Genomic DNA, 23,397 nt, shown 5'->3' with positions numbered 1-23,397 from the left:
CCGCAATGGCCTCACTGGATGATGTCGAGCACCTGCTGACCAGGGGCGGCGTAGAACAGGAACTTGAACGCCGGTGAAGACTCCCCCTCCGCGCGCTCCAGGCCGATGACGGTGCCCGGGTTGACGGGCTTGGGGAAGGACTGCATGCCGAGCAGATGGGCCGCCAGGGCGCCCATGGACGGCTGGTGACCCACGAGGACGAGGTTCTCGTCCGCGTACTCGTTGAGCACCGGCTCCACCGCGCCCACGGGCATGTCGGGCAGCAAGCAGCGATGCACCTTCAGCGGGCCCTCGAACTTGGCGGAGATGGAGAGGATCTGCGCCGTCTGCACCGTGCGAACCAGCGGGCTGGTCAGGATGCGCCCCACGGGACCGATGCGCTCGGTCAGCGAAGCGAAGTGCTGGGCGGTGCTGGTGCGGGACTTCGCGGTGAGGGCGCGTGCCTCGTCACCGAGACCCTCGGGGATCTCCGCGTCCGCATCCGCGTGCCTAACCAGGAAAAGCCTCAAATTCCCTCCACCGCTTTCGACAGAACCGCGGTTCGTACACGAGCGCGGCAGGGTTGGTCAAAGGTAATGCGGCGATTGTTCAGTGGCCGGAACAACCCCACCGTGACAGACAGAGGCGGGACGCCTCTCACCGCCCAGGTTGCCGGAGCATACATGAGGGGCTGACATGTTCCGTCTGGAGGAATGCGCGTGCGCAAGGTGCTGTGGGGACTGTGGGTGCTCGTGGCCTTCTCGGCCTGCAAGAAACCCGAGGACGCTTCCGGGCCGCCCGCTGGAGCGGTGGGCGAGCAGGCCCCCGGCGCTCCCGACGGTGTGGTGGAGGCAGGCCCCTACACGGTGACGAAGGAGAAGCTGGACGCGTACGTGGGCTATCAGCGGCGGATGTTGGAGGTGTACGGCTCGCTCATGAAGGGCCTGCAGAACCTGGGGGCGCTGGTGGACGCCGGCACCCCGGAGGCCATGGCCGCCGCGCGCGAGGGCCTGAAGGTGGTGGAGGCCAAGGCCAAGGCGGAGGCCGAGGCGCGCCGCGAGGCACAGCTCTCCGAGGCGGACGTCAACGGCATCGCGGAGGTCGTCACCGCCGTCGTCAGCCAGCGGCAGCTGGGGCGCACGCTCCAATACGAAGAGGAGCTGAAGAAGCTGGAGGCGCTCCAGGCGAAGCTTCCGCCCGAGCAGCAACAGGGCATGGCGCCCCAGGTGGCGTCGATGCGCGCCCAGGTGGAGGCCTTCCAGACGCTGGCCGATGCCCGCCGCGACTACGGCGATGCGAACATCGACGTCGTCCTGACGCGTGAGGAAGACCTCATCCAGAACTACCAGGAGATGATTCGCGTCTTCACCGGCACACGCCGGTGAAGACGGGCCCCGCCTTCTCGCCTCAGACGCGCTTGAGGTGCGGGGCCTGCTTGAAGAGCTGCGCCAGGTAGACGTCGGCGACCTTCTCCATGACGGTGTTGCCGCGCAGGCGCTGCCGGAGGTTGACGAAGTCCACCTGGTCCAGCCGCTGGTCCTGGTTGTAGCAGGAGAACACCCACGTCTCCTTGCCCGTCACCGGGTCCACGTGCCGCTGGAGGCACTGGGCGCAGATTTCCTTCATCATGCACTGCATCGGCGAGTTGATGGAGCCGATGGCCTCGTGTCCCGGCTTGAGGTGCGGCTGGAGCACGCCGTGCCGCGCCTCGGCCACCGCGCGCATCATTCCGTCCGAGCCGATGGCGATGATGCGGTCCACGTCCGCCAGGGAGATGACGGGGGCGGGGCCCAGCTTGCCCTCCGCGTAGGCCACCATCGCCTGCACCACGTTGCCCCGGAACGCCGCGTCCTGCGGCCGGCGCGCCTCAATCGTGTCCCCGGTGTCCACGGACCACACAATCTGGTCCGTGCCGGCCTCGATTTCGTCGTGCTTGAAGGAGTCCGACTTCTGCCGGTAGCCGGCGAAGTACACGACGCGGCAGCCAGCCGCCTTGAGCGAGCGGGCGATGGAGAAGAGCACCGCGTTGCCCAGACCGCCGCCCACGAGCACCACCGTCTCGTTGTGGCCAATCTCCGTGGGCGCGCCGGTGGGGCCCATGAGCACCACCGGCTCACCGGGCTTGAGCGCGGCGCACAGGCGCGAGGACGAGCCCATCTCCAGCACGATGGTGCCCATCAGCCCCTTCTCCTTGTCCACCCAGGCACCGGTGAGGGCCAGGCCCTCCATGGTGAGGCGCACGCCGTCCACCACGGGCGCGTTCCGCTCGAAGTTCTGCAGCCGGTAGAACTGGCCGGGAGAGAAGTGGCTGGCCGCGAAGGGCGCGCGCACCACCACCTCGACGATGGTCGGCGTCAGCCGGTTGACGGCCACCACGGTGGCAGTGAACGCCTCGTCCAGCCTGGCGAAGTGCGCGGCGCGGCGCGCGTCACGCGCTGCCTGGGCCACCTCGTCGGTGAAGTCGAGCGCGGCCACTTCCTTGGCGTACAGCCGCGCCACCTGCGGGTGGCCGTCCTTCGCGCTGGCCATGGCCTTCACCACGTTGCCCGCGTAGGTCGGGTGGTTGTCGCCGTAGAAGGAGATGAAGCGGCCGTCCTTCTGGTACGAGGTGAAGAACCCCGTCTTCGCGGCCGGGTCTTCCTTCGCCTTCACGGGCGCCAGCGAGAATCCGTCTTCGGTGTCCACCAGCTCGTGGCTCTGGAAGTACTCGCCGCGCGCGTCGAGCTGGAAGGTGCCCGGGTATTCCTTCTCGTACGTGACGTTGGGGGACGTGCCGGCGGCGACGCACACCGTGCGCGCGGGCAGCTCGAAGAACTGGCCGCTGCCCTTGAGCTTGCCGTCCACCGTCACCATGCGCTCGAAGCGCAGCGCGCGCACCGCGCCGGAGGCGTCCGGCAGGGCCTCCACCGGGCTCATGCGCTCGATGAAGCGGATGCCTTCCTCCAGCGCCTTCGTCACTTCCTCGTGGTTGAGGCGGTAGGCGGGGGACTCGGTGAGGCTGCGGCGGTAGACGAGGCTGACGCCGCCCCACGCGCGCACCAGCTTGATGAAGTCCGGGTCGCGGCCCAGGGCCTTCGCCTTCTGGCGCTCCTCGCGCACGGCGCGGCCATGCTCCAGGAACGTCTGGTAGGTGGCGCGCTCCTCCGCGTCGAGGCGGGCCAGCACGGCCTCCTCGCCCACCTGGGACACCAGCTTCTCGTGGCGGGCGAGCGCCTTCTCCACCTGCACCGGGTAGTACGCCATCAGCTCCGTGGCGGTGTCGATGCCGGTGAGGCCACCGCCGATGACGATGGCGGGCAGCTGCACCTGGAGGTTCGCCAGCGAATCCTTCTTGAACGCGCCGGTGAGCTGGAGCGCCATCAGGAAGTCACTGGCCTTGCGGATGCCGCGGATGAGGTTGTTCTTCATCCCGATGATGGTCGGGCGGCCCGCGCCAGCGGCGATGGCGATGTGGTCGAAGCCCAGCGCCCACGCATCCTCCACCGTGAGGGTGCCACCAAAGCGCACGCCGCCGTGGATGCGGAAGCTCTCCCGGCGCGCCAGCGTGAGGTGGATGAGCGTGAGGAAGTTCTTGTCCCAGCGCACGGTGATTCCGTACTCGGACACGCCGCCAAAGCCCTCCAGGATGCGCTCGTCCAACTCGCTGGTGAGCGCGGACCAGTCGCGGATGGGCTGGAGCGAGTGGCCATTGCGGCCCACGAGCGCATCGGGGAAGGGCTCGATCTTGAGGCCGTCCACGCCGGTGACGCCGAAGCCTTCGTTGAGGAGGTAGTGCGACAGCGTGTAGCCGGCGGGACCCAGCCCCACCACCAGCACGTTGCGGCCCACGTAGGGCAGCGCGTATGGGCGGCGGACGTTGAGCGGGTTCCACCGCGTGAGCAGGCCGTAGATTTCGAAGCCCCACGGCAGGTTCAGCACGTCCGTGAGCGTGGCTGTCTCCGCCAGGGGGATGTTCACCGGCTCCTGCTTCTGGAAGATGCAGGCCTTCATGCAGTCATTGCAGATGCGGTGGCCGGTGCCCGGGCACATCGGGTTGTCGAGCGTCACCATGGCCAGCGCGGCCACGGAGTTGCCTTCACGCTTGAGCAGGTGCGCCTCGGAGATGCGCTCATCGAGCGGGCACCCGTTGAGGGGGATGCCCAGCGGGTTCTTCTTGTAGTGGTGCCCCTCGGCCACCGGGTCCTTGGCGGGGAAGCCCTTGGTGCACGAGTCCTTCTGCCGCTCGTGGCAGAGCACGCAGTAGTCCACCTCGTTCATCACGTCGCGCGAGGTGCCCCGGCGGTCGGTGAGCTTGAAGCCGTCGCGGTGGCGGAGGTGGTGCTCCAGGCCCTCGGTGGCCTCGGGCAGCTCGTTGTCCGGACGCTGGAGCTGGACGAGCTGGTCGAACACCAGCGGCTTGGGAATCCGGTGGGTGGGCCAGGCGTGGAAGAGGTCCTTCGTCTCCGGATGCAGCGCCCGCGCGTACGTCCAACGGTCCGCCAGCGACAGCAGCGCGCGCACGGACTGGAGCTCCGCGGCGTCATCGCCCTGCGTGACGAGGCTGGAGCCGAAGGCGTCCTTGCCCTCGGGCGTGGACAGCAGCACCTCGCGCAGCGCGGACCAGCGGGCGCGCAGGGCCTCCGCCTCGCCCTGGCGCTCGGCGGGCAGCGCGTTGGAGAACAGGCGCTCCAGGTCCATCAGCGAGAGGACGGATTCCGCCAGACCCCGCTCCAGGTCCCCGGTGGCCAGCGCCTCCGGGAAGCCCAACTGAAGCATCAGCCGCATGCGCGCGTCCAGCGAGGGGAACTCCGCCAGCGCCGGGCGGTCCGCGGCGCCCTTCTTGAAGACGCGGCGGGTGATGAACTCGCGCTTGAAGTCGAAGAGCGGCAGCTCGCCCTTGAGGCGGCCGGACAGGCGCTCCAGCTCCTGCTCCACTCGGAAGAGGCGCGTGACGAAGCGCGACACGTGGCGCGACACGCGGACGAGCAGGTCCGACTCCGCGGCGCCGCTGACGCTCGTGCCGCCAGATTTGCGGTACGCGTCGAAGGCCTGGAAGAGCTCGGGCTCATCCTCGGTGAGCTGTGCGTCGAAGCGCTCCGCCAACCGGCGCAGACCAGCGGGGCGATACAGGTCCTCGAAGACAAAGCCCGGCAGGCCCAGGGTCAGAGGAGGGGTGGGGTCGGAGGGCAGGTCAGTCAAGGCGCGCATGTCACGAACAGTGTGGGAGGAACCTGGAGAAACGGCTTCCAAGCGGGACCTATTTCGCGGTGTGCCGTCCGGAAATCAAGCGGGCTTGTCACTGGAGGTGAGGGCCCGTGTCGCCGTGCAGGCAGGGCAGGGCTGCACGCCTACACAGTGACGCTCCTGCCTACCGCTGGGCGTGTGGCTCGCCTTTGGGCAACGCGTCACGGTGGGTAGGCAGGGACACATGCTCCAATCGCCGACGCAGTTGCAGCACCCCCCAGAACATGCGCGCCGCGTCGAGCCCTGGGATGACCTTGGAACCTCCGAAGTCCTCCCAGTCGATGGGGACCTCCAGGAAGCGCGCGCCCTGGCGCTTCAGCAGCACCAGCAACTCCACGTCCAGGAGCCAGCGCTGCTCCTGGAGGACGTCCAGGAGCGGCCGCAGGATGTCCGCGCGGACGAACTTCACCCCGCACTGCGTGTCGTAGAAGTGGAGTTTGAAGTTCGCATCCGTGAGCGTGGCGAAGATGCGGCCCTGCAGGTGGCGGTGGAGGCTGCGCACGACGCGGCGTCCGGCCATGAGGATGCGTGAGCCGGCCAGGACGTCCAGGTTCTGCGCCAGCTCCGAGGCGCTCAGCGTCACCAGCCGGTGAAACTCCTCGGCGCTGATGGCGCCATCCGCGTCCAAGAAGGCCAGCCACGTGACGCCCGCTGACGCGTGACGCCAGCCGAGCCGGATGGCCGAGCCCTTTCCCTGGTTGCGAGGCGCTGCCACGTAGGTGAACTGGTGCCGCGCCCCCGCGGTGGCGAAGCGAGCCTGGGCCGCCTCTACGCTGGCGCGCTGGAGTTCGGCCTGCTTGGGCGCGCTGCCGTCGTCGACGACGACGAACTCCACCGGCGGGGCGCTCCGCTCGAGGAACACGCGCGTGAGCTCCGCGACGAAGCGAGGCAGTCGCTCGCCCTCGTTGAAGGCGGGGATGACGACGCTGACGAAGGGCGCATGCACGTTTTCGATTGAGCACAGGTGCAGATGGGCCGTCAATGCAAGGTGTCGGTCTGTTCAGGAGGTCCGGGGCAGGCGCCGTGCCCCTCCTCAGGGGGACTTCACCGGGACTTCTTGTTGCGGCGCTTCTTCTGTCCGGAGGCGCTCCGGCGTGGCGAAGCCTCCGCTGAGGGCTGGGCAGGCGCAGAAGGCGCGGCCTTCTTCGCACGGGCCGTCTTGCTGGTGACCGGCTCGCCCGCGGCCGGCGCACGAGGCGCCGAGGTCGAATCCACTTCTGTAGAAGCCGCGCTCACCGGCTGCTTCGGCCGAGCTGGCTGTCGTGACTGGGCCTTGGGGGCACGCGGCTTGGGCAGCACGGTGTCTACGCCTGGGGCCGTCGTGGAGACCGGCGCGGTCGGCGGCTGCGCCACGGCGGACGGCGCCGCTTCGTGCTCGCGTCGCTGTGCGAGCGCTTGCCGCGGCACCGCTGCATCGGAAACCGCGGGGACTGGCCTCGCCCGGAGTGCCTCCACCTCGCGGCGCAGACGGAGCACCTCGGCGGACAGCTGCGCGTAGGAGTCGCGCACGTGTCCGTTGAATACGCGTTGCCTGCCGAGCGCTTCGTTGATGAACACCTGGCACGACTTGCGGAATGCCCACTTGGCCAGCAGGACGACTTGTCCCACGCCACCCCGGTGGGTGTGCAGGGGGAGGGCGCGCGTGGCGTCCGCGTACTCCTCCAGCGCATGCAGGTTGAAGGTCAGCGGCTCCACCCGGGGCTCCACGCCTTCGGGCGGCAGCTCCACTTCCTCGGAGGTGGGGAGGCCGCGCGTGCGCAGGCGCTCCTCGATGCGGGCTATCAGCTCCCGCGCGGGGATGTCCCGTCCCAGTAACTTCATCAGCGCTTCTCCTCGAGGATGCGTTGCATTTCTTCCCGGTAGGCCGCCACCACCTGCGGCCAGCCCTGCTTCTTCACGTACGCCAGGCCCCGCTTGCCCATGGGCCCACGCTCCGAGCCCACCTCGCGCAGGCCCTGGATGAACGACTCCAGGTCCGTGTACGCGCGGCCCGCGCCGCTGCGCTCCACCTGTCCCACCAGCACGTCCGAGCGCCCGTTCACGAGCACGGGCGTGCCCTGGGCGAAGGACTCCAGCGTGAGCAGCGACAGGCTCTCGTAGCGGGACGGCACCACCACCGCCAACGCCCCCGCCAGCGCGTCGTGTTTGTCCTGCTCGTCGATGCGGCCCAGGTAGCGCACGCCCTCGCCGGACAGCTCCATGTTGGTGTCGCCCGCGAGCACCAGGTCCGGCGCGTCCTCGAAGCGGTTCTTCAGGGACTGGTGGTACTCGAGCAGCTCCGGCACGCCTTTGCCCGGCTCCTGACGGCCGATGTAGAGCAGGTAGTGCCGGTGGATGCCGTGCTTCTCCTTGAAGCGCGCGCCATCCGCCCGAGGCCGGTCCACGCCCACGCCCACCACGCGCGTGGGGGCGTGATTCGGGAAGTACTTCTCGATGAGCGTGTGCTCCTCCGGCGTGAGGCAGAGCAGGGCGCGCGGGCGTTCGAAGACGTCCCGATACGTACCGAAGCGGACGGGGGCCTCATCATGTGTCGTGGGCACCAGGAGGGCCCGGTCCGCCACCAGCGGCAGTCCCCACACCGTGGGCGCGTAGAGGTAGGTGAAGAAGAGATAGCCGTCGTAGGCGTCGCGCTCGGTGGCCAGGTGGTGCAGCAGGCCGGGGCACATGGGGCCCTGCTCGGCCACCCACTGCTCTTCGCGCAGCCGCTCGTTGCTCTTGTCGAACACCTGCCGCGACAGGCCGTTGAAGCCTCGGATGTTACGCACCCGCGTGGACGGGAAGCGCAACACCTTGATGCCGTCCACGACGTCGGGGCCGGGCGGAAACGCGTTGTCCCACACGAGGTGGTTCTTCGCGCAGGTCGTCAGCACGGTGAGGTCCCAGTGCGGAGCCAGATGCTCGGCCATCTGCGCGGCGAGCTTCTCCGCGCCGCCCGTCACCTCGCCGTAGCGCTGCACCACCATCGCCACCCGGGGACGCGCCGGAACCTTCCGGGGCTTCGTGGGCGCGGGGCGGGGGAGCACCGTCTCCAGTGCCTTCGTGAAGGCGGTCTGCACGGAAGGCGCGGAGAAGTGCTCCAACCGCCGCGTCTGTCCAGCGATGACGGGCCCGCGCAGGGAGAGGTCCTCGCTCAGGTCCACCGCCAGCTCCGCGAGGAAGGCGAAGCGCTTCTGGTCGAAGGCCACGCCCGCGCCGCCCAGGGTCTCCGGCACCGCGGCGGCCGCGTAGGCCAGCACGGGCACCTCGGCGGCCATGGCCTCGATGAGGGGGACGCCGAAGCCCTCATGCTCGCTCATGGAGACGAAGACGGAAGCGGAGCGGTACGCGGCCACGAGCTGCGCGTGGCTCAGCCGTCCCAGGAAGCTCACGCCGCGCAGGCCGCGCGCCTCGCGCTGGAGCATGCGGAAGTACCGGCTGCCGGGCTCGTAGCCGCCCACCATCAGCAAGCGGGCCTGGGGGCGCAGCCGCAGGACTTCGCGGTGGAGCGCGAGCAGGTCCTCGAAGCGCTTGTGCGGCATGACCCGGCTCACGCCGAGCAGCACGGGGCCTGGACCTTCGAGCTGCTGGAGCATCTTCGCGTCCGCGCTGGCGCGGGAGAATCGCTCCGGTTCGATGAAGAGGGGCACCGTGTGGACGTTGCGGTAACCCGCGACGCGCAGCTCGGCGGCGTTGAAGTCCGACACGCCGATGGCCACATCCGCGAAGGGGGCCATCGCGGCGAGCTGGGCCCGTCCCGCCACCAGCGCGTCCGCCAGCGGCAGCCCTTCGTAGAAACGTGCGGGGCTGATGTTGTGGAAGACGATGCCGCGCCGGCAGGGCAGGTGCATCAGCCGGCTGCTGAGCGGGGAGGCGATGCCGTGGTGGTAGAGGACCAGGTCACCGGGCTCGGGACGCAGCGCGGACGCGGGGCTGGCCAGCCCTTCGAGTCCCGGGCCCACCTCGTCCGCATACAGCGCGCCCGCGTGCCCCATGCGGCGCAGCAGGAGCTGCAGGTGCAGCGCGGCCTGCCCGGTGGCGTCGCCGGGGACAAAGCTCGGTATCAACTGGTGGATCGCCATGTGGGCCCTGCCTATCACACGCACGTGCTATGAGGCGCACCGTGTCCATGGGACCTATCGCCTTCGACGCGACACTCTGGGACGAGCCGACCACCGGCATCGGCCTGTACACCCGTTGCCTGGCCTCCGCCCTGGAGGCGCTCGGCGTCCAGCTCACCCGCGTAGGGGCTCAGTCATCCGGCGAGGCCCCTCGTGCGAAGGCAGGGCGCACCGCCTGGACGCTGGGCGGCTTGCCGCGCGTGCTCCAGCGCTCGGATGCGCCGCTGTACCACGCACACGGTAACTTCAACCTGCCCCTCATCCGCGCTCCCGGCATGAAGTACGTGCTGACGGTGCACGATTTGATTCCGCTGCTGATGCCGGAGACGGTGTCGGCCGCGTTCCGCTGGCAGTTCCGGCTGTGGTTGTCGCGCAGCCTGATGGTGGCGGACCAGGTGGTGTGCGTGAGCGAGCGCACGCGACAGGACCTGCTGGCTCGCTACCCGGAAGCGGAGTCGCGCACGGTGGTGGTGCCCAATGGCGTGGACCACGTCCATGCGCCAGTCCTGGACGACACCAGCAAGGACTTCCTGCGCGCGCTCTCACTGCCGAAGGAGTACGTGCTCTACGCGGGCTCGCTCGACGTGCGGAAGAACGTGGACCTGGTGCTGGACGCGTTGGAGCGGCTGCGACTGCGGGGGCGGCCTGCCTCGTTGGTGCTGGCGGGACAGAGCTGGTTCGGCGCGGGGCGGGTGGAGGCGCGCATCTCGCGGCTGCGCTCGGAGGGGTTCGAGGTGCGCTCGCTCGGCTATCAGTCCGACGCCGTGTTCTACGAGCTGATGCGCCGCGCGGCCGTGTTCGTGTTCCCCTCTCGCTATGAGGGGTTCGGGCTGCCGCCGCTGGAGGCGATGCGGCTGGGGACGCCCACCATCGTCTCCACCGCGGGCTCACTGCCGGAGGTCTGTGGCGACGCCGCGCTGAGCGTGGGGCCCGACGACGCGAACGGGCTCGCGAGAGCGCTGGACCGGCTGCTCCACTCGCCGGAGGAACGGCGGGCGCTCGCGGAGCGTGGAAAGGCGCAGGCCGCGAAGTTCACCTGGAAGCGGACCGCCGAGGGTACCTTGGCGGCGTACGAGGCCGCGCTGCGGCGATAAGGAGACGTATGCGAAAGCTCGTCTGGAGTGGGGTGATGCTGTGCGGACTGCTCGCGGGCTGTGCGAGCCGGCAGGAGACAGGCGCTGCTCCGGCGGAGCCGCCACCCGCCGAGGCCGAAGCCAGCGCAGAGGCGACGGCCCCGGCCCCTGAAGACACGCAGGCCACCGAGATTCCGCCTGCCGAGGAAGGTGAGGCGAAGGCGGACGTCCAGCCCCTGGTGGTGACGCCCAATCCCGAGCCGAAGGACCCCATCAATGTCCGAAGCGCCACGGTGGACGGTGGCATCCTGACGCTGGCCGTGATGCATGGCGGAGGTTGCGCCGAGCACACGTACTCGCTGGCCTGGGATGGGAACCTCCAGCAGGGCGCGGATGGCACGCCCGTGGCGAACCTGGTGCTGGTGCACGATGGGAACAACGACCGGTGCAAGGCGCTCCTGCGGGCCAGTCCTCGCTTCGACGTGTCCTCGGTTTCACAGCGCTTCGGGGCGCAGTTCGGGAAGACCTCGGGCACGGTGAACCTGGTCGTGTCAGACCAGGCTCCCGTGCGCTACGACTTCTGAGCCCTACGACTCAGCGGGGGCCGCCTCGGTGACGCCCTCCGCCAGCAGGTCCTCGCGCAGCTTCGTGAGGACCTTGCCCAGCAGGTTCAGTCCTCGCCACTTCGCGGGGTGATGGATGCGCGGGTCCTCCTCATCCAACCCCACACCCCAGATGCGATCCACGGGGCTGGCTTCCACCAACGCCGTGCCCGCGGTGGCCAGGAGTGCCTTCAACAGCTCCGGGCTCTGGGTGAACTTCGCGCGGTTGCCCTCGTAGACGATGCGCTCACGCGCCTTCTCCCAGCGCGCGTTGTCGAAATCGCGGACCTTGCGACCCAGGGCCTTGTGCGTCTTGGGCGACTTCGATGACAGGATGCTCGCCAGCGCCTCTTTGTCACCGAAGAGCCGCGCCTTGCCTGCCATCATGTACTGCTCCGCACACACGTAGCGCACGCCGTCCACGGCGAAGTCGGAAGGGTGCCACTGGGAGAAGGGGGAGTGCGACTGCCAGAAGAAGGTGAACCGCTGCTGTTCTGCTTCGCTCATGGGCGACCTCGGAAATGGTGTTGATTGTACACGAACGTTGATGGCCCAGCGGCCTGACAAACGTCGCTACACTGCCCACCTTCATGACGCTCTCCGACGCCCTGGTCCTGCTGGAACGCTGCTTCACCGGGCTTGCGGAAGGCGCCCCCCGGCTCCGCGAGGAGGAAGACGCCCGCTTCGCCCTCCGCCCCAGCGCCGTGTGGCTGGAGTACCGCTGGTACGTCCATGAGCGGGGGATGGCGGAGGTCTTCCTCAAGTGGCCCCGTGCCTCCACCGAGCAGAGCGCCGCGGCCGAGGCCACGGTGCTGCGCGTCCATCTGCTCGGCGTGTCACCCGCGCTTTCCCAACGTGCGGGGCAACTGCTCGTGGGAGGCACGCCGTCGAGAGATCGCATCATGGACCTCTTCGGCGATGACGGCGTGCGCCGGGAGTGCGTCTGCCTGGGCCGGACGAACGTCACCGTGGAGCATTGGGAGCCGCAGCCCGGCCCACGCCCGTTGCTGGATGATGCGCGCTTCACCTCGCTGGCCGAAGTGCTGGAGGCGCCGGACTCCACGCCCGAGGCGCGTCACGAGGCGGTGCAGCGGCTGGCTGACGAGCGAAGCCCTCGCGTCGTGGCGGTGCTGCTCGCGCTGGTGGCGCGCAAGCACTCGTTGATGGCGCTGCGGGTGTTGTCGGAGTGGGGCGTGGTGGGGGCACGCGAGGCGCTTCAGCGGGACCTGGCCCAGGTGCGGCCAGACAATCCGGCGGACCTGTGGACCCTCACGGCGTTGGAGCGGCGGCTTCAGGCCTGGGCGGCGCTTCAGTGAACGGGGACGCCTGACGCGTCGCCTCGTCACGGGCCGTCCACTTCGGAATCGCGGGCCCGCGACGCCAGTCCCATCGAAGCTGGCGCGGCAGCGGTGGCCCAGCCGAGCTTCCGACGCGCGCGCATCCTTGGGGACACGCGCGCGCCTTCGCTTGCTCACGCCGCGCCGGGCACGCGGGGGCCGAGCACATCGCGCAGCGCGTCCGCCACGGTCAGCTTCGGGGCCCAACCCAGCGCCTTCAGCTTGTCGGGAGCGCCGACGAGGCTGGGAATGTCGGAGGGCCGCAGGCGCGCGGGGTCCAGCTCGATGCGCGCGTTGACCCCCGCCAGCGACAGCATCTCCTCCAGCAGGCTGCGGATGGTGCGGCCCTCACCGCTGCCGATGTTGTACGCCTGCCCCGACTCACCCTTGTCGAGCAGCAGCCGGTAGGCCTCCACCACGTCGCGGACGTGGGAGAAGTCGCGCACCGCATCCAGGTTGCCCGTGCGCAGCACCGGGTCCACCGTGCCCAGCCCGATGGCGCGAATCTGCGCCGCGAACGAGGGCACCACGAAGGTGGGGTCCTGCCCCGCGCCCAGGTGGTTGAAGGGCCGCGCCATGACGACCTCCAGCCCGTAGCTGCGGTGGAACTGCACCGCGGCCAGCTCCGCTGCGGACTTGGAGGCCGCGTAGGGGCTCAGGGGCACCGCGGGGGTGTCCTCGGTGGCGCGCGTGCCTTCGGGCACCGGGCCGTACACCTCGCCAGAGCCCACCAGCACCACACGCGCCTTCGGGACGCTCTCGCGCACCGCGGTGAGCAGGTGCACCACGCCCATGGTGTTCACCGCGAACACCCGGGACGGGTTGTGGTGGCTCTTCGCGACCGAGCTGAAGCCCGCCAGATGAATGATGCCCTCGGGCTTCACCTCGGCCACCGCCGCCTTCACCGAGGCTTCATTGGCCACGTCGAAGTGCAGGGCGTTGCTGTTGATGCCCTCACCGCGCGGCCCATGGGCCTCCACCACCTCGTCGCCAGCGGCGCGCAGCAGGGCGCACAAGTGCCGGCCGACGAAGCCATCCGCGCCTGTTACCAGAATGCGCATCTACCGCTGCCCCGCCTTCACGCGCTCCAGGTCCGCGTCCACCATCATCTCCACCAGCTCCTTGAAGCGGACCTTGGGCTCCCAGCCCAGCTTCGTCTTCGCCTTGGCCGGGTCACCGATGAGCAGGTCCACCTCGGCGGGGCGCACGAAGGCCGGGTCGATGAAGACGTGCTTCTCCCAGTCCAGGCCCACGCGCGCGAAGGCAATCTCCACCAGCTCGCGCACGGTGTGCGTCTCGTTGGTGGCCACCACGTAGTCCTCGGCCTGCGGCTGCTGGAGCATCCGCCACATGGCGTCCACGTAGTCGCCCGCGAAGCCCCAGTCGCGCTTGGCGTCCAGGTTGCCCATGGGCAGCTTCTCCTGGAGGCCCAGCTTGATGCGCGCCACGTTGTAAGTGACTTTGCGCGTGACGAACTCCAGGCCCCGGCGCGGCGACTCGTGATTGAAGAGGATGCCGCTCACCGCGAACAGGTTGAAGGACTCGCGGTAGTTCACCGTGATGTGGTGGCCGTAGGCCTTGGCCACACCGTACGGGCTGCGCGGATAGAAGGGCGTGTCCTCCGTCTGCGGAACCTCCAGCACCTTGCCGAACATCTCGCTGGACGACGCCTGGTAGAAGCGCGCCTCCGGGCGGGTGTGGCGGATGGCCTCCAGCATCTTCGTCACGCCCAGCGCGGTGAACTCACCCGTGAGCACCGGCTGGTTCCAACTGGTGGGCACGAAGGACTGCGCCGCCAGGTTGTAGACCTCGTCGGGCTTCGTCAGGTTGAGCAACGCCGCGAGCGAGAACTGGTCCAGCAAGTCGCCCTGGTGGAGCTGAATCTTCCCGTGCAGGTGCTGAATGCGCTCGAACTTCTCCTCCGACGAGCGGCGCACCATGCCGTGCACCTCGTAGCCCTTCGAAAGGAGCAGCTCCGCGAGATAGCTGCCGTCCTGCCCCGTGATGCCCGTGATGAGTGCGCGCTTGGTCGCCATGTTCTTTTCTGTGTTGGCTGGAAGACGCACTTTCTAGCCGACGCTGTCACCCATCGCCAACCGTTCCCGGCCGCTTCCTACTTGAAAGCCTGACGCCTCGTGCCAAGTTAGGGCGCTCACATTGCTCAGTCTGGAGGCGGTCATGCGCAACCCAACCCCCCTGGCCCTGGCGGCGCTGCTCCTGGGCACTCCGGTGTCCGCGCAGGTCGCCGTGTCGCCGACAGCGCAGTCCGAGCCCGCCCCGTCCATCACCGGCGGGGTGCTCCAGGACGTGGCGCTCTGGGTGAGTCCCGGCGCCCCCAGCAGCAGCCTGTTCCTCACCGCCTACAACAGCCCCTACGCGGGCCTCGTCACCTTCGGCTTGGGGGGCGAGCAACTGGATGCGGAGCTCTCGGACGGCCCGATGTCGGCCGTGGCCGTGCGGGACGGCTTCCCGCTGTCCGGGGTGCAGCAGACCCTGGTGGTGGCGGCCAGCATCAACTTCAACGAACTGGCGGCCTACACGTTGGACCCCGACCGTGCGGACCGGGTGATGCGGATTGGCGCGGCGGGCTTCCTGACGGGGACGGAGTTCTCCGCCGTGGCGCTCTATCAAAACGAGGACTCGGGCCGGTTCTATGTGTTCGCTGGCACGTCCACGGGTGTGCTCCAGCAGTACGAACTGGACGGAGACACGGGGCGCGTGACGGCCACCCTGGTTCGTACGCTCACCACGACGGGGCCCATCGCGGGCCTGGCCGTGGACGAGGCGTCCGACTCCCTGTTCGTCACCCAGCAGGGGCAGGGCCTGTGGCGCTATCCGGCGGCCGCGGACGCGGGCGTTACTGGAGATCGGCTCTCCATCCAGGGCTCGGGCGAGCTCTCCGCCAATGTGGGCCGGGTCGCGCTGTACCGCGCGCGCAATGGCGAAGGGTACATCCTGGTCGCGGACACGGGCGCGGATGCGTTCGCCGTCTATGAGCGGCGCGCGAGGACCCTCGTGGGCTCGTTCCGGCTGGCGGACGCGGATGGGGGCGTCATCCGGGCGAATGACCCAGTGGCCCTCGCCGTCACCGCGTCGTCGCTGGGCACGGCCTATCCCGACGGGCTCTTCGTGGGCAGTGACGCGTTCTCCAACCCGCAGCGCTTCCTGTACGCGCGCTGGCCGGCGGTCGCCGAGGCCTTCGACCCCGCGCTGCGAATCGACACGCGGTTCGATTCGGACGGGGGGACGGACGGGGGCTCGGACGGTGGCCTGGGGGACGGAGGTGGCTCCGGTGGTCCGGGGCCCGCGCCAAGCCCGGGCAATCGTCCCGACGAGTCGGGCTGCTCGTGTGCTTCGGCCTCCGTGCCGGCCACCGCTGCGTTCGCGTTGCTCGCTTTGGTGCGGGTGGGGCGTCGCCGTCGCGACTGAAGCGCGTTGCCAGCGGGCGCGCGCCGCGCTGAAGTGCGCGCCCTCATGCGTTTCTTTCGACTCATCGCCCTCGCGTTGGCGTTCGGGGCCACCACCGCGTGCTCCGGCATCTGGACCCGCGGCGCGCCGCCGGAGCCCATCCGCATCACCCTGGTGGGCATCAACGACTTCCACGGACAGGTGGAGCCTCATCGCACGCCACTGAAGGACGGCCAGGTGGTGGAGGAGGGCGGCGCCGCCACGCTCGCGGCCTACGTAGCGCGTTTGCGCGCGGCCAACCCGGGCGGCGTGGTGCTGCTGGACGCGGGCGACATGTTCCAGGGCACGTTGCCTTCCAACCTCACGGAAGGGGCCGTCGTCATCGACGTGTACAACCACCTGGGGGTGGACGCGGCCGCCATTGGCAACCACGAGTTCGACTATGGCCCCGTGGGGCCGGGTTCCATGGCGCTGCGGCCCGGGGATGACGCGCTGGGTGCGCTCAAGGCGCGCATCGGCCAGGCGCGATTCCCCATGTTGTCGGCGAACCTCCGTGACGCTTCCACCGGCGCGCGCCCCGCCTGGACAGGCAATGACGGCACGTACCTGATGAAGGTCAAGGGCGTGAAGGTGGGCATCATCGGGCTCTCCACGGAGGACACCCCCAAGGTCACCAATCCCGCCAACGTGTCGTCCCTGCGCTTCCTGCCCCTGGCGCCCGCCGCGCTGGAAGCATCCCGTTCCCTGCGCGCGCGCGGCGCGGAGGTGGTCGTGGTGGTGGCGCATGCGGGAGGCAAGTGCGCGGACTTGAGCAACCCCCGCGACACGTCGAGCTGCGACGAGGGCGACGCGGAGATTCTGTCGATGCTGAAGCTCCTGCCGCCAGGCACGGTCGACGCCATCGTGGCGGGACACACCCACCAGACGATGGGCCACTTCTTCGCCCAGGTGCCCATCATCGAGACGACGGGGCTGGCGCGCTCCCTGGGCGTGGTGGAGCTGTTCGTGGACCCGGACAGTCGCCGCATCCTGCCCGAGCGCACCCGCATCCAGGCCGCCATTCCCCTCTGTGCGAAGGTGGACGCCACCCAGGGAACGTGTGACGGCCGCCGCCTGCGGAACGAGCCCCAGGTGCGCCTGGAGCCCGCGTCGTTCATGGCGGAGCCGGTGGTGCCTGACGCGCAGGTGGCGCCGCTGCTGGCGCCAGCGCTGGAGCTGGCGCGGGAGGCGCAGAATCGCCAGCTGGGGCTCGTGGCGGCCACGCCCCTGGCCCGCGGCTACACGGAGGAGGGCGCGCTGGGCAATCTGGTGGCGGACGTGCTGCGTGCGTCGGCCAACGCGGACGTGGGGCTGATGAACCCGGGCGGCGTCCGCGCGGACCTGTCCGCGGGGCCGCTCACTTTCGGTCAGGTGTTCGAGGTGCTGCCCTTCGACAACACGGTGGCCGTGGCCACCCTGACGGGCCCCGAGCTGTCGCGGTTGCTGCACCTGGCCTATGGCAACGACATGGGCTCCGTCTTCGCCGTCTCCGGCCTCGAGGTGACGCTGGAGCGCTGCCCGGGGCCTGGGCGGTTCTCGGGAGTGGCGCTCGCCGGCGGTCAGCCGCTCGTCCTCGACTCCCGCAAGATGTACCGGGTAGCCCTCCCGGACTTTCTGGCGCGAGGCGGTGACGGGCTGGAGCCCCTCTTGAGCACCGTGCCACCGGAGCGCATCGAGATGACCCCTGTCGACGGGCTCGACTTGCGCGAAGCGCTCGTCGCCTACGGGAAAGCCCGGGGCGGCACGCTGGAGGCCCCCGACCTGGGACGTGTCCGCTACACGGGTGTAGCAGAGTGTCAGCAGGAGGCGCGCTGAGCGCGTCCCGGCTGAAAATTCGGACGACGGCTGATCCGCTGAGGGTGAACGAAAGGACTCACCCCAGGGGAAGGACACAGAAATCGCGCCGGGGGCCGATTTTTCGGCCTGGGATCAGTTTCCAACGGGAAGCGGAGGTCCTACTCTAGTCCCTGCGAGTGTCCACTCCGAGGTGGCCCAGGGCCTGCGTGGGTGGACTCCCGTGAGCTGGAGGAACCGACATGCTCTACAAAGTAACCCCGATGATGGCGCCGCCTGCGCCTGAGAAGGCGAAGCAGCGTGAACCGGGGCAGGGCCAGCCGCGCAAGCGTCGCAAGTCCGCCGTCTACGACGCGGATGGCCAAGAGGTGCTCATCTCGCTGATGTGCATCAAGTGCAAGACGCTGAAGCCGCTGGCGCAGTTCGGCCTGCGGAAGATGGCGGATGGCGCCATCCGGAATCAGCCCTGGTGCCGCACGTGTCGCTCGGGCGCCGGCAGCAAGAAGCCCAAGGCAGGCAAGGACGCCGCCGCCGCGCCGGTGGAAGAGGCGGCCCCGGTGCTCCAGGTCGTGCCGGCCGCGGCGAGCCCCGAAGCGGGTGAATCCCCCGCCGAGCCTGTCGCCGCCGCGCAGGGCTGAACCACCGTCACTGTCCCAGCTCCCGGGGGCTGGACCTTCCAGGTCCAACTCCCGCGGGAGCATTTCTTCCAGTCCTACGACAGCCGCAGACCGGCGGGGAGCGTATCCCCGAGCGCGCGAGCCTCGTCCGCGGCTTCCAGCGCCACGACTTCGCGCACCATTCGCACCCAGGTCTCGGAGGCCTTCGCCGCCAGCAGGGCCTGGGCCGTGCGCTCGCGCAGGTCCGGGTCCAGATCGCGCGTGCGATCACCCGTGAGCCGCGCGAGCTGCGCCGCCGCGAAGGACGCGCCGTCAATCTTCCGCAGGTCCAGCTCCAGCAGCAGCGTGAGCCACGCCTCGGCCGTGTCCACGTCCACCACCTTGTGGCTGCTGCCGTACAGGGGCACGCGCGCGCCCAGCCGTCCCAGGGACCAGGCCCACGGGCCGCCGGACTTCGCCTCGGCCTTCAGCCGCGCGGCAATCCACCGGCCCAGCTCCGCCTTGTCACCCGGTTGCAGGTGCTCCAGCGAGGCCGCGGTGCGGACCATCTCCTCCAGGCCCTCGGGCTGGATGCCCTTGAGCTTCCCTGGCGGGGGCGCGTCCGGTGGCACCTTCCGCGCCAGGTGGGGCTGGAGGTACGCGTACAGCTTCTGCTGCCGCGCCTCGTCCAGTCCGCCCGCGATGCGGCGCCACATCACCCAGAACTCCGTCCACACCGCCTTGTCCGTGTGGTGCTGCACCAGCGCGTCGAACAGGCCGAAGGTCTGCTCCGCGCGCCAGCCGTCCAGCGGGTAGCCGAAGCCCGGCCGCAGGCTGAAGCCGGTGAGGCTGTAGAAGACACGCTCGTGGTCCTCCGAGCGCCGGCGCTTGCTCGCGCCCGCGAAGAGGGTGCTCCACATCTCCCGCAGCACCGGCACGCGCCACGTCTCACGCGAGCCCAGGGCCTTCTCCAGCGTGCGCCCGAGCTGCTTCACGTCCTTGGGGCCAATGGGCAGCGGCTTGTTGCCGTAGACGCGCTCGATGTTGTCCTTCGCCTCGACGAAGCGCGCGGGCATGGACTCGGTGACGGTCAGCTCGTGCGAGCCGCCGGTGCCGCGCAGCTCGAACTCCAGGCGCCACCGCTCGTCCGCGACGTTGGACACGCAGTACAGCTCCAGCGTGCCAATCTCCGTCAGCGCCGCCTGGAGGTGCACGGGCACCTCGGCCACCTTGTTGGAGGCGCCCTTGAGCAGCGTGTGGATGGGCGGCAGCGGCTTGAGGTCCTCCGCCAGCGGCACCAGGTCGCCGGGCTTGTCGATGCGGTCGCTGGTGGTGGAGTAGAGCTGGAACTGCACCGGCCGGCCCAGGGTGAGCGAGAAGGGGCGCTCGCCCAGGTCCACCTTCTGGCCTTCCTCGAAGCCGCGGGGGATGAGGCACAGCGCGGGTTGCTCGGCGCTGTCCGCCGCGCGCTGCAGGCCCACGTAGTAGGCACGCGCCGCGCCGCCGCCAATGCGCAGGCCGTGGCCGCGCCGCACCAGGCCGTAGTACGCGGCGCCCCGGGCCACCGCGAGCTCCAGGGACTCGTGCCGCAGCAGGGGAATGCGCGGCGCGTTCGGCCACCAGGCGGAGAGGGCCTCCACCAGCCGCTCGGAAATCTGGGGCGAGTTGAACACGCCGCCGTTGAGCAGGATGGCGTCCGGCCGGGGCAGGGCGCCCTCCGCCGGCGCCGTCTCGCCCAGCGCGGCGAAGCCCGCCGCCGCGTGCTGCGCGAGGAAGGCCGCCATGTGCCGCGTCACCGCCGCGTCCTGCACGTAGGGCAGGCCCAGCTCCTGAAGCGCCATTCGCGCGGCGCGGCGTGGCCTGTCAGCGGGTGTGGTGAGGGGGAAGAAGCCGTCCAGCACCAGCGCCTGCGCCTCGTCGCGCGTCAGCTCCGTGGACAACGTGCCGCCCAGCAGCTTGCTGCCCCCACTCACCAGCGACACGCCGTGCTTCTCCGGCGGGGCGAGGCCGAGCAGCGCCTCCTTCGCGGTGCGCGCGGCCTGGATGGCCTGCGTCCACTGCGTGGCGGACAGGCGGCGGCCGTCCGTGAAGAGCTTCTCCTCCACCCGGCGCGCCAGCGCGGCGTCCATGTTGTCGCCGCCCAGCATCAGGTGGTCGCCCACGGCCAGTCGCCGCAGCATGGGGCCTTCGGGCGACAGGCCCGCGTGCACCAGCGTGAAGTCCGTGGTGCCGCCGCCCACGTCCACCACCAGCACCAGCCGGACGTTGGAGAGCGTCTGCTCCAGGTCCGCCCGGTGGCGAGCGGTGTAGTCGTAGAAGGCCGCCTGGGGCTCCTCCAGCAGGGTGAACTTCTCCAGGCCGGCCTTGCGCGCCGCGCTCACCGTGAGGGCGCGGGCCGCTTCGTCGAAGGAGGCGGGGACGGTAATCACCACCTCCTGCTTCGACAGGGGCGCGTCCGGGTGCGCGAAATCCCACGCGCGGGCCATGTGCGTCAGCAGCAGGGCGCTGGCGTCCACCGGGGACAGCTTCTGGACGTCCGCGGGCGCACCCCAGGGGAGGATGGGCGCGGAGCGGTCCACGCCCGGGTGGCACAGCCAGCTCTTGGCGCTGGCCACCAGCCGCCCCGGCACGCGCGAGCCCTGCCAGCGCGCCAGCTCACCCACCACCCACGGGCCGCCGTCATCCCCCCAGGGCAGCGTGAGCGAGCCCTCCGCCAGTTCGTGGCCGGCGGGCACGTACACGGTGGAGGGCAACAGGGCCCGCGGGGCCACCTCGCCCTGGCGGACGAGCTGCGGAAGGGCGAAATCCTCCACGGGGGCACCCGCGCCCCGCGAGGGGTCCACGGATGCCACGGCGCAATGGGTGGTGCCCAGGTCGATGCCAACGATTCGCATACGCCTCCGATTGACGGATGGCTTTCTACTCCTTCATGCGGACGTTGAGTTCCAGCTTCCAGCGCCCGGGGCCATCCTTCTCCAGGCACCGGAGCTCCAGCGTCCCCACCTCCGTCACCGCCGCCTGGAGGTTGACGGGCGTCAGGTCGCTGAAGACGGAGGGCTGACCGGGCATGGTCGTCTCGATGGGGGCCAGCTCCTCCAGCCCGCCGCTGGCCAGCTCGGTGTCGACGTCCTCCAGCATGACGCCCACCTTGTCGTCGCGCCGCAGGGACGAGGAGAAGAAGCGGAAGCGGGTGGGTTCACCGGTGACGAGCCCGAACTCCTGGGGCGGGACGTCCGCCTGCGTGCCCTCCTCCATGCCGAAGGGGGCCACGCAGAGCGCCTTCACGGGCGGCTCCATGCCGGGCACCGCGGGCATCGCCGTCTCCACGCCCACGTAGTAGGCGCGGGCCGTGCCGCCGCGGATGCGCAGGCCGTGCCCCTGGCGCACCCAACCATAATAGGCGGCGCCGCGCGCCACCGCGAGGTCCAGGTCCGCGCCCTCCAGCGCCTTGGCGGGTTCTCCGCCATCCGCCGTGAGCCAGCCGTTGATCACCTCCATGACGCGCGCCTTCAGCGGGCCGGCCTTGAAGACGCCGCCGTTGAAGAGCACCGCCGTGGGGTGGAGGAAGGCCTTACCGCTGACGTCCACCGGCGCGTCCGGGCTGGACGCGAGCGCCTGCGCCTGCCGGGTGAGGAAGGCGGCCAGGTGACGGGACACCCCGGCGTCCTGGGCGTAGGGCAGCGCCATCTGCGCCAGGCCGGTGCGGCGCGCGGTGCGCGGCAGCTCGGTGACGGGCGTCACGGGGAAGAAGCCGTCGGTGAGGACGCGGTCCAGCTCCTCGCGCGTCAGCTCCGTGCGCAGCGTGCCGCCGATGAGCGACGAGCCCCGGCCGGGGATGGCGATGGGCGCGCGCTCCAGGGACGGGTCGGCGTAGAGCGCCTCCTTCGCCTGGCGGCAGCCATGGGTGAGGGCGTTGAACTGCCAGGCGTCCAGCTTCTTGCCCTCGGCCGTCATCCGCTGGTTCAGCGTGTGCGCCAGCGCCAGGTCCATGTTGTCGCCGCCCAGCAGGATGTGGTCGCCCACGGCCACGCGGAGCAGCTCCAGGTCACCGGCGTTGTCGCGCACGGTGATGACGGAGAAGTCGGAGGTGCCGCCGCCCACGTCCACCACGAGGATGACCTCGCCGGGCTGCACGTGCTTGCGGAAGTTCTCCCCCATGGCCTCCAGCCACGCGTAGAGCGCGGCCTGGGGCTCCTCCAGGAGGGTGATGTTGGGGATGCCCGCGGCCTTGGCGGCCTCCAGCGTCAGGTCGCGCGCCGCCGCGTCGAAGGAGGCGGGGACGGTGATGATGACGTCCTGTTCGGCCAGGGCGTTGTCGGACTCCTCGCGCTCGCGGGCGAAGGTGTGGTCCCACGCGTCCTTGAGGTGGCGGAGGTAGCGCGCGGAGGCGTCCAGCGGAGACACCCGTTCCACTTCCTCGGGGGCCTGCCACGGCAGCAGCGCCGCGCGCCGGTCCACGCCGGGGTGGGACAGCCAGCTCTTGGCGGAGGACACCAGCCGGGTGGGCACCTTGGCGCCGTGCGTGCGGGCGAACTCACCCATCAGGGTGCTGGCCTCCGGCTTCCACGGCAGGGCCAGGCTGCCGGCGGGGAACTCCTGCGCGGAGGGGAGATAGAGGAAGGAGGGGAGCAGCGGGCGGGCCTCGACGGTGCCGGGCGCGGTCAGCTGGGGGACGGGCAGCATGGACTGCGCGCCGCCGCGGGGCTTGCCCTCCTCCAGATTGAAGTAGGACGCCGCGGAGTGCGTAGTGCCCAGGTCGATGCCAATGGAATAGCGGGCCATATCGGACGAGAACTCCTGGAAGACGCGGGTTTGTTCGCGCTGTGAGGCCGTGGTGGCCGGCTCAGGAAAGCTCGACCTCCGCGGGAGCAAGCACGCGCGGGTCGATGGCCGGGCTGACGGTGGGCAGCTTCACCGCCGTCGTCATCCAGCCGTGGTGACGCAGGATTCCGTTGTAGGGCGGCTGGCCCGCCACGTTGCCGGTGAGGCGGATGCGCTGGGCGTCGAACCCGACGGGCACCGGCACCGAGTCCCCTTCCGACTGGGGCAGCACCCGCTCCAGCGTCAGGTAGGTCTGGGCCACCTTGCGGCAGCCCTCATGGACGATGCGCGCCGCCGCGCCCACTTCCGCGTCGGAGAAGGCGGAGACGTTCTCCTGGAGGAAGTCCACGAAGCGGCCCTCGCGCTGGAGCATGCCCAGCAAGGACAGGGCGCTGGCGTGCTCGCGCTCGGGGGGCAGGGCAGGGGGC

General features: G+C 70.1%; 18 protein-coding genes. 7 read left to right on the top strand and 11 right to left on the bottom strand.

Annotated elements, in window-relative coordinates; genetic code table 11:
• Positions 1–11: 11 nt before the first annotated feature.
• A complete protein-coding gene (locus FL344_RS31040) occupies positions 12–509 on the bottom strand; it encodes a histidine phosphatase family protein (protein WP_141257761.1) in 498 nt (165 codons plus the stop codon).
• Positions 510–692: 183 nt separating this feature from the next.
• Between FL344_RS31040 and FL344_RS31035 the strand changes: the two genes are divergently transcribed.
• Complete coding sequence (locus FL344_RS31035; RefSeq protein WP_141621072.1) at positions 693–1,364, top strand: hypothetical protein; 672 nt, start codon at positions 693–695, stop codon at positions 1,362–1,364.
• 22 nt (positions 1,365–1,386) lie between these two features.
• Here the strand turns inward: FL344_RS31035 and FL344_RS31030 are convergent, their stop codons facing one another.
• The 4 genes from FL344_RS31030 to FL344_RS31015 form a co-directional block, all read right to left on the bottom strand.
• Positions 1,387–5,166 carry an FAD-dependent oxidoreductase gene (locus FL344_RS31030; RefSeq protein WP_141621071.1) on the bottom strand — a complete coding sequence of 1,260 codons (3,780 nt, stop codon included), beginning with the start codon at positions 5,164–5,166 and terminating at the stop codon, positions 1,387–1,389.
• Between the two features lie 160 nt (positions 5,167–5,326).
• Complete coding sequence (locus tag FL344_RS31025; RefSeq protein ID WP_141621070.1) at positions 5,327–6,148, bottom strand: glycosyltransferase; 822 nt, start codon at positions 6,146–6,148, stop codon at positions 5,327–5,329.
• Positions 6,149–6,246: 98 nt separating this feature from the next.
• Complete coding sequence (locus FL344_RS31020) at positions 6,247–7,023, bottom strand: hypothetical protein (protein WP_141621069.1); 777 nt, start codon at positions 7,021–7,023, stop codon at positions 6,247–6,249.
• Positions 7,023–9,260: a glycosyltransferase family 4 protein gene (locus FL344_RS31015; RefSeq protein WP_141621068.1), complete on the bottom strand. Its 2,238-nt coding sequence runs from the start codon at positions 9,258–9,260 to the stop codon at positions 7,023–7,025. Before FL344_RS31015 ends, FL344_RS31020 begins: the two co-directional genes overlap by 1 nt.
• 47 nt (positions 9,261–9,307) lie before the next feature.
• Between FL344_RS31015 and FL344_RS31010 the strand changes: the two genes are divergently transcribed.
• A complete protein-coding gene (locus FL344_RS31010; RefSeq protein ID WP_141621075.1) occupies positions 9,308–10,393 on the top strand; it encodes a glycosyltransferase family 1 protein in 1,086 nt (361 codons plus the stop codon).
• Between the two features lie 8 nt (positions 10,394–10,401).
• A complete protein-coding gene (locus tag FL344_RS31005) occupies positions 10,402–10,956 on the top strand; it encodes a hypothetical protein (RefSeq protein ID WP_141621067.1) in 555 nt (184 codons plus the stop codon).
• 3 nt (positions 10,957–10,959) lie between these two features.
• Here the strand turns inward: FL344_RS31005 and FL344_RS31000 are convergent, their stop codons facing one another.
• Complete coding sequence (locus tag FL344_RS31000) at positions 10,960–11,481, bottom strand: NADAR family protein (protein ID WP_141621066.1); 522 nt, start codon at positions 11,479–11,481, stop codon at positions 10,960–10,962.
• An 83-nt stretch (positions 11,482–11,564) separates the two neighbouring features.
• Between FL344_RS31000 and FL344_RS30995 the strand changes: the two genes are divergently transcribed.
• The gene (locus tag FL344_RS30995) at positions 11,565–12,290 is read left to right on the top strand and encodes a hypothetical protein (RefSeq protein WP_141621065.1); all 726 of its coding nucleotides are present in this window, start codon (positions 11,565–11,567) and stop codon (positions 12,288–12,290) included.
• Positions 12,291–12,445: 155 nt separating this feature from the next.
• Here the strand turns inward: FL344_RS30995 and FL344_RS30990 are convergent, their stop codons facing one another.
• Positions 12,446–13,372 (bottom strand): GDP-mannose 4,6-dehydratase, encoded by a 927-nt coding sequence (locus FL344_RS30990; protein ID WP_141621064.1) that lies wholly within the window; start codon positions 13,370–13,372, stop codon positions 12,446–12,448.
• Positions 13,373–14,347 (bottom strand): GDP-mannose 4,6-dehydratase, encoded by a 975-nt coding sequence (gmd, locus tag FL344_RS30985; protein ID WP_011555292.1) that lies wholly within the window; start codon positions 14,345–14,347, stop codon positions 13,373–13,375.
• A 142-nt stretch (positions 14,348–14,489) separates the two neighbouring features.
• Between gmd and FL344_RS30980 the strand changes: the two genes are divergently transcribed.
• The 3 genes from FL344_RS30980 (at position 14,490) to FL344_RS30970 (ending at position 18,190) form a co-directional block, all read left to right on the top strand.
• On the top strand, positions 14,490–15,740 hold the full coding sequence (locus FL344_RS30980) for a myxosortase-dependent phytase-like phosphatase (RefSeq protein ID WP_141621063.1): 1,251 nt from the start codon (positions 14,490–14,492) through the stop codon (positions 15,738–15,740).
• A gap of 45 nt (positions 15,741–15,785) precedes the next feature.
• Positions 15,786–17,573: a bifunctional UDP-sugar hydrolase/5'-nucleotidase gene (locus tag FL344_RS30975; RefSeq protein WP_141621062.1), complete on the top strand. Its 1,788-nt coding sequence runs from the start codon at positions 15,786–15,788 to the stop codon at positions 17,571–17,573.
• A gap of 221 nt (positions 17,574–17,794) precedes the next feature.
• Positions 17,795–18,190 (top strand): hypothetical protein, encoded by a 396-nt coding sequence (locus FL344_RS30970; RefSeq protein ID WP_141589151.1) that lies wholly within the window; start codon positions 17,795–17,797, stop codon positions 18,188–18,190.
• Positions 18,191–18,264: 74 nt separating this feature from the next.
• On the opposite strand, the gene FL344_RS30965 is transcribed toward FL344_RS30970, so the two are convergent.
• The 3 genes from FL344_RS30965 to FL344_RS30955 all read right to left on the bottom strand — a co-directional run.
• The gene (locus FL344_RS30965; RefSeq protein WP_141621061.1) at positions 18,265–21,042 is read right to left on the bottom strand and encodes an Hsp70 family protein; all 2,778 of its coding nucleotides are present in this window, start codon (positions 21,040–21,042) and stop codon (positions 18,265–18,267) included.
• A gap of 25 nt (positions 21,043–21,067) precedes the next feature.
• A complete protein-coding gene (locus tag FL344_RS30960) occupies positions 21,068–22,930 on the bottom strand; it encodes an Hsp70 family protein (protein WP_141621060.1) in 1,863 nt (620 codons plus the stop codon).
• A gap of 61 nt (positions 22,931–22,991) precedes the next feature.
• Positions 22,992–23,397, bottom strand: a 406-nt coding sequence (locus FL344_RS30955; protein WP_141276833.1) for a DUF2760 domain-containing protein, incomplete at its 5' end; no start/stop codon positions are given.

This window comes from Myxococcus sp. AB036A, assembly GCF_006547355.1.
GTDB classification, from domain to species: Bacteria; Myxococcota; Myxococcia; order Myxococcales; family Myxococcaceae; genus Myxococcus; species Myxococcus virescens.
This window is presented reverse-complemented; position numbering and strand designations above follow the sequence as displayed.